7 protein-coding genes and 1 tRNA gene are annotated in these 6367 nt (G+C 40.3%); 4 read left to right on the top strand and 4 right to left on the bottom strand.

Annotated features, from left to right (window positions below):
• Together BLO51_RS12895 and BLO51_RS29785 are read left to right on the top strand one after the other, a co-directional pair.
• Window positions 1-323: IS1595 family transposase (locus tag BLO51_RS12895; RefSeq protein WP_143006884.1), on the top strand; the 323-nt coding region annotated here is incomplete at its 5' end.
• A gap of 126 nt (window positions 324-449) precedes the next feature.
• The gene (locus BLO51_RS29785) at window positions 450-605 is read left to right on the top strand and encodes a hypothetical protein (RefSeq protein WP_217266738.1); all 156 of its coding nucleotides are present in this window, start codon (window positions 450-452) and stop codon (window positions 603-605) included.
• Window positions 606-937: 332 nt separating this feature from the next.
• Here BLO51_RS29785 and BLO51_RS12890 read toward each other — a convergent pair whose 3' ends face one another.
• Complete coding sequence (locus BLO51_RS12890; protein WP_167670191.1) at window positions 938-1591, bottom strand: DUF4304 domain-containing protein; 654 nt, start codon at window positions 1589-1591, stop codon at window positions 938-940.
• Window positions 1592-1724: 133 nt separating this feature from the next.
• Between BLO51_RS12890 and BLO51_RS12885 the strand changes: the two genes are divergently transcribed.
• On the top strand, window positions 1725-2981 hold the full coding sequence (locus BLO51_RS12885; protein ID WP_090672113.1) for a macrolide family glycosyltransferase: 1257 nt from the start codon (window positions 1725-1727) through the stop codon (window positions 2979-2981).
• 102 nt (window positions 2982-3083) lie between these two features.
• Here BLO51_RS12885 and BLO51_RS12880 read toward each other — a convergent pair.
• From BLO51_RS12880 to BLO51_RS12875, 3 genes are all read right to left on the bottom strand, one after another.
• Window positions 3084-3154: transfer RNA gene (locus tag BLO51_RS12880), tRNA-Gly, on the bottom strand.
• A 622-nt stretch (window positions 3155-3776) separates the two neighbouring features.
• Window positions 3777-4196, bottom strand: coding sequence for a hypothetical protein (locus tag BLO51_RS28585; protein WP_143006883.1), 420 nt, complete (start codon window positions 4194-4196; stop codon window positions 3777-3779).
• The gene (locus BLO51_RS12875; RefSeq protein WP_090672110.1) at window positions 4196-4855 is read right to left on the bottom strand and encodes a Panacea domain-containing protein; all 660 of its coding nucleotides are present in this window, start codon (window positions 4853-4855) and stop codon (window positions 4196-4198) included. The genes BLO51_RS28585 and BLO51_RS12875 overlap by 1 nt, the downstream gene beginning before the upstream one ends.
• Before the next feature lie 670 nt (window positions 4856-5525).
• Between BLO51_RS12875 and BLO51_RS12870 the strand changes: the two genes are divergently transcribed.
• A complete protein-coding gene (locus BLO51_RS12870; protein WP_090672107.1) occupies window positions 5526-6071 on the top strand; it encodes an SMI1/KNR4 family protein in 546 nt (181 codons plus the stop codon).
• The last annotated feature ends 296 nt before the right edge of the window (window positions 6072-6367 follow it).

The following is a 6367-nucleotide window of genomic DNA, read 5'->3' as shown; positions in this document are numbered from 1 at the left end:
AGCACATCGAACCAGGTTCGACGATCAGTAGCGACGCGCATCGTTCGTACCATGCACTCGCTAAAGAATATAACCACCAACCGATCAGGTTCAATGTAAAGGACAATCCTGATCATTTGAAATGGCTGCATACGATGATTTCCAACGCGAAAGCCTTTATCGCCGGTACGTTTCACGGTTTAGATTCCAAACATCTGCAATCCTATTTGAACGAATTCTGCTTTCGCACCAATCGTCGGCAGTTTGAAGGTCAGATGTTTAATCGCCTGCTGGCTGCTTGTGTTTCCACTGATACCGTCACCTACGGCGATTTGACCGAATAAGCCAAGCGGAGCTAACTTGATATTCAAAAAAAAATAAGTAAAAACAGAATAGTTAAAGGGATTGATCCGCTAAAAAAATAATAAATCATCAAGCATGAAAAGATGGAGAATTGAGAAAGTTGGGCGATGACCAAAACCTTGCTCAGTCTAAATCTTGAAACCACGAACGGAAAAACTAAACCACTTATTGCCTGGGAACAAAATCGAATCAAAGGAACAATGACAGTGGACAGCAAAGAATTGGTGTTTCCGAACACAAAAGAAATTACTGTCATTAAGTAAATGATGTCAGCGATGCTTGAAATGGTCTGGCTTCCCCACAACAGATAAAAAGATTTCTTAATCATAAGCTTTCCCTTTTCTAATTTTTTTGTTTAAGACTTGCGCTGTCCATTAAGAGCTTCCATCACCTACCTTTATTTTCAAATTAAACCATATCATAAGAACAGACCAATTGCAAATGTGATTGGCCTATTTTCCGTTAGTAGTCAGCAGGATATTCAGTATTTACATCAAATTGCAAAAACGTTCCACAAGCCATATGGCATAAGAAAAGCACCATCATGTGATGATGCTTGTTAGCAGCTGTGTATGCCTTAGATGAAACTTCTCTTCTATTTAATATCCTGTGCTTTTTCGATAATATCCTTAAGGATAGGTTTTAAAGCCCTACCAGCTATACCATTTCCTATTTTCTTTAATGCCCATTCTGCAAATAATTTGGCTTGGCTGCCATTCCCAACGTACAGATGTACTTGCGATATTGTTAAAGCCAATCTTATATCAGTTGTCATTGAACCTAAAGCCTTAACTTTCTGATTACCTTGCTCTAAGTCTTCGAGCGTTATTGACGTTAACGGTGAAGGAAAGTCCTGAAACTGTTCAAAATATAACAAACCATGTCTTACGAAAGATTCCCTCATATGTTCAATACTTTTAATTGCTTCTGATTCTGTTTCTCCATAATCCCACCAATAATCATGGCTATTCTCATGATCACTAAGTCTTTTACGAAATTCGCAGTCATAGGGGGTCACTTTGCTATGGGGTACATATACACCTATCGTATTAGGTAAGAAATTTAAGAAAATACCTAATTCAATACAACAAGAACCACCGTTCTTACTTGCTTGTACAACAGCTGTATAAATATAATGATTCGTTGGTGCAGACCTGTATTTACCCCCGGAACCTTTAAAACCACAATCCCTTAACACAGGTTCAAAGTGTTCCTTTAATAGTTTTTTGAATACTTTTGTGTCGATCATCATTTTCCTCCAAAGAGAACGGGTCTATCCAACTATTTTTCGACAAGAACTTTTCATTGTCAAGTCTATACAAATCAATGGATTTAATGTATATATAGGGTAATAATGGAATCGTGATTTAGAGGTGAAAAAGATGGCTCGTGTGTTGGTTGTTATTACTCCGGCTGAAGGTCACGTTAATCCGTCGCTAGGGTTAGTAAAGCAGTTGATGGAGAACGGCGAGGAAGTTGTCTATGTATGCACGGAGGAGTATCGTTCCAGAATTGAACAAACCGGAGCTGAGTTGCGGACGTATCCTTTTCCCGAAGACGCTTTTTCCCATGATCCGGAGTTAAAGCCGGCGGAGTACAAGCATCCGTATCAGTTCGTCTATATGATGGTTGGCGGGATTATTCGGAAGATCGTCCCGGAAGTTTTGCGGGTTACGGCGAATGAAACGTTCGATTATTTGATTTTCGACTCCTTGATGGGCTGGGGAGGCACGATCATTGCAGAAAAGCTGGGAATCCCTGCGGTATGCTCCATCGCTTCCTTTGCTTTCGTAGAACCTTTGGGGACGGACCAAGGCTTGGATGGGAACCGTGCGGACGTACAGAAGCTGTATGAGGCCACGATGAAATTAACACGGCAATTGTCCGATGAATTTCAAGTGCGTGCCCCGGCTATGAATGAGATTTCCAAACATGCGGGGCGATTAAAGCTCGTTTATACAAGCCGCTATTTTCAACCGCAAGCGGAAAAGCTGGACGATAGCTTTATTTTTGTCGGTCCTTCGATCGTACCGCGTAAAGATGCTCCGTCTTTCCCGTTCGAACAGCTGCGTGCCCGACATCATCGGACGGTTTACATCGCAATGGGAACCATTTTAAATAAAGACTTGGATTTCTACAAGCTTTGCTTTGACGCATTTCAGGATTTGCCAGTGACGTTCGTCTTATCTTCAGGCAAATATACGGATATGAAACCGTTGGAGGATCGGATTCCCGCTAATTTTATTGTAAAATCTTACGTTCCACAGTTGGAAATGCTGCAGCATGCAGACGCCTTTATTACCCATGCGGGAATGAACAGCACAAGTGAGGCTTTGTATTACAATGTGCCTCTGGTGATGATTCCATTAACCTCGGATCAGCCTCTTGTGGCGAAGCGGGTGGAGGAGCTGGGAGCGGGCATTGCTTTGGATAAAAATAACCTCACCCCTGCTGCTTTGAGAGCTGCTTTGAGAGCTGCTTTGGAAGAAGTGCTGAGCAATCCCGCTTATAAACAGCAGGCTCATGTGATCGGCGAATCTTTACGCCAGGCCGGTGGCTATAAGAGGGCTGCCGATGCCGTAATGAATGAATTTGCCAATATGAATAGTTTCAATGTAGGAGGTTTTACAATTTCATGAGTATGCAAAAAACACACCTGCCTTATGCCATAAGGTAAGTGTGTTGGTTTTTGGATATGAGGTTCGCCTGATCATTAAACAAAGAGTGAAAAGTTCTTACAAAGCGGGTGATGGGAATCGAACCCACGCCACCAGCTTGGGAAGCTGGAGTTCTACCATTGAACTACACCCGCATGAAGTTGTATTGGAATTATCGGCTTCTAATCCGGCTAAAATTCAGTGATCATACACTTTTGGGCGTTCATGAATACTAACCATTTGCTTCACTTTAACCAAAGTATATAGGGTTCCATTCAACTTGTCTAGTGGTCAAGTTGATAAAAAAGGTTAGTGGTCTCTAACGGAGTAACCTTACTGTTGCATCTCACATTCCGCACCCTTGTTTATTTATTCAAAGGATTTTTATGCAGAATTTTAGGCTTAAACAATACATTATCTATTATTAAATCCCATAATTGGATTTATTTCAGATGAAAAAATGCTTGAAAATTAATATAGTTCGAATTTCCACGATGGGTGCGGAATGTGAGCGGGATGGTCGCGGATATCCGCCTAATGGCCGCAGCGCAGCGAGCCGCGAGTTAAACAAAAAAGTCCCTGACCAGTCAAGTTGCTGGCCGGGACTTTTTTGCTTTGTTGCGCCGTATTGTGAATAATGTTGTCGGTTGCTCGGATGCCTTCCGTAGCTCGTTCGCCAGCCAATGAATGTAATCGCCTGCTGCCGGTGCATCGTGGCATCATGACATGGATCGATATTTGAAAATAAAAAATCCCCTTAAAAAGGGATTTTTTAGGTTATGTAGTTGCAAATATTGGATTAAGTAAAATTAGTTCAGACCGTTTCATATCAACTGTCCAAGTTCTATTCTCGGAACTATATAAAGAATGCCATGAAATCACTTGACTCAATAATCCCGTGTCCAAACATTTCCCGCTACTCATTACGGACTGCTCAAGTTCTGAAAATGACTCATAATGATAAATTTCATCAAGTTTAACAAAAGAAGGTTGCGGAAATGGAGGAAAGTGCTTACTTAAATTCTTGTTCGAAGGTATAATTAATTTTGTTTCTTTCCCCCTCAAAGAAGAAACATTCAACGCTTTGATAATGGTACCAGTGTTTTCTATAACAAGGAACGGGCGATTATAATCACACTGAGTACCATTAGCAAAACGCCCCTTAAGCCATAACCCTTGGCCAGGGATAATATTCATTAGTAGATTATTAACCCCACTGTTTCGTCTTTGTAGATTGTATATGCTGAATCTCGCCCGTCAAATGATTCAAGCATGGATAGTAATTCTTCATTTAATTCAATGGATTGAGCGTCGTAATAGAACTTGCGTCCATTGGAATTTCTGTACTCATTTAAATTACTGCCTGTTTCATAAGCTTGGATGATTTCTTTCATATTGTCCAACTCGTTTGTTCTCATTTGCTCCAAGGTAATTACACTTTGAGCTTTCCATGAATATCCGCCACTTTTAGAACGCTTATAAGAATCTTTCCATGATTGATGAAGATGGTTCAATTGAGAAAGTTCCCATGCGCTAAGATCTCCAAAAAGACTTTCAACTGTTTGAAGGGTTTCAAGTTGCTCACTTGATAGATGAATATCATTAACAATCGCAGAGTTAACGAATGATGTGTGGCTGTATTGGTAAAGATGCCTTACCTTTTCAACCACTGATCCATTTTCAAAGGCGCAAATGTCCTCTTCAAATAATGGTTCGTTATACTTAGCTAAGTGTACTAATTGCGAAAAATAAAGCAGTTTTTGCAGCTTCATATTTCCTTCTTTTGAATTTCTCGGTGCATCATAATTTTTCTTAATGAACCAGCGAGCTAACTGCTCAGCTTTTATTGCTACCATATTAACCTCCTCCTTGCATGAAGAATTTTCTTTTTCCCAAGGCAATCAATCCTTGAATGAACAAACGTTCGTATTTTTGGAATATTTGTTCGTGTTCTTCAACTTAATAATACTACAAATTTCCAAATAAGCAATGGTGATATAATGTCGAAATTTGTCACAATAAGTGTCTTTTTTGTGTCTAAATGCTCAAAAAAATAAATACCCCCACCGGCTTACTTAACGGGGGAAGGAAAATTTTCCTGAGATAGACTTTTACCCATCTCTAGTGCACGATGGCTGAATTATCCAATGTCTATGAATCTATGATATACTGGGAAGCAAAAGATTCATAGGATAGGATGGATATATCATAAAAAAACAAACAGCGATTAAAATCATACTCAGTGAACGGCAGCGAAATGTGTTAAATAAGCCGCCCGGAAACTGGACTCATGGTGCCCTTTATCCTCGTCTTAGTAGTACACGAGGGGACTACAAGAAGTGGTACGACAACAGTTTCAATACAAACTTAAACTTAGATGGTTACGAGGTTCATCATATACAACCGCTTTCTTTAGGCGGCAACAATGAAATGTATAATCTCCTTCACTTGCCTGCTTCGACACATTCAGGAGTGACCGCGTGGTTTAGTGGATATTAAAGCTATTGACGATGAGGTGATTTTTTCATGGAAGATACAGGGGAGGAGTACTTTAAGCCTTTAACAATGGAAAGGCTAGTTGAAGGTCTAAAGGTAATAAGCCAAAAGGAAGCAGAAGTGTATCATCAAGGGACGATAGTGACTTATTCCATGCGCTTAAATCCGCCCGCAAATCCAATTGCCATTTCACTAATGGAAGAGGATATTAATATTAAGTTTCCGAAGGATTACTCGCAATTTCTATCTTTGGTTAATGGGATGGATTTCGGAAATCAAAACACTAGAGTATGCTCTTTGGAGAGGATTCACGAATTTTACGTCAACTTTGATATTTACTATGAGAACATGATCGTCATTGCAACTGCATTAGGAGCCTCTGTACACATCATCATGGAAGTGAAGGATGATGGAAACTATCGTTTATATGTAACAGACGTTCTTGGAGAAGCTGAAATGTGGTATCTAGGAGACGACTTGTTAAAATTTTTAGATGCTCTCGTTTCATCATATGGATATCCGTTTTGGGAATGGAACAAAAAGTCCTCGGAATATCTAATCAAACAATTCTACTAGAGTAATTGAAGTTCCACACCAGAGGGATTTCCTTCTGGTGTGTTTTTATGTTACGTTTTACATAATCAAACAGTGGCCCGGAATTAAGCAGATGTTCTGAGTCGAATGAGGGCTGAAAGTAGCAGAAGCGCCGGTTCGTAGCGCGTAACGCTTTCTCCATTCCTTGCTGTCGCGGAGATTATTGGGATGTTTCGAAAGAGTCAAGAGGAAAATTTGTTCGCCCTCCTGTTTTGGGGTGAAACAATAAAAGACCCTGACCGAAAGGCCAGAACCGATGCGGGATTTTTAATTCCGAG

The organism is Paenibacillus tianmuensis (assembly GCF_900100345.1).
GTDB lineage: Bacteria > Bacillota > Bacilli > Paenibacillales > NBRC-103111 > Paenibacillus_G > Paenibacillus_G tianmuensis.
This window is presented reverse-complemented; position numbering and strand designations above follow the sequence as displayed.

Excerpts from the sequence above, each read along its gene's own strand:
- BLO51_RS12875 (WP_090672110.1), bottom strand. The coding sequence starts at position 4,855 with ATGGTAGCAATAAAAGCTGAGCAGTTAGCTCGCTGGTTCATTAAGAAA.
- BLO51_RS12885 (WP_090672113.1), top strand. The coding sequence starts at position 1,725 with ATGGCTCGTGTGTTGGTTGTTATTACTCCGGCTGAAGGTCACGTTAAT.
- BLO51_RS29785 (WP_217266738.1), top strand. The coding sequence starts at position 450 with ATGACCAAAACCTTGCTCAGTCTAAATCTTGAAACCACGAACGGAAAA.
- BLO51_RS12870 (WP_090672107.1), top strand. The coding sequence starts at position 5,526 with ATGGAAGATACAGGGGAGGAGTACTTTAAGCCTTTAACAATGGAAAGG.
- BLO51_RS28585 (WP_143006883.1), bottom strand. The coding sequence starts at position 4,196 with ATGAATATTATCCCTGGCCAAGGGTTATGGCTTAAGGGGCGTTTTGCT.
- BLO51_RS12890 (WP_167670191.1), bottom strand. The coding sequence starts at position 1,591 with ATGATCGACACAAAAGTATTCAAAAAACTATTAAAGGAACACTTTGAA.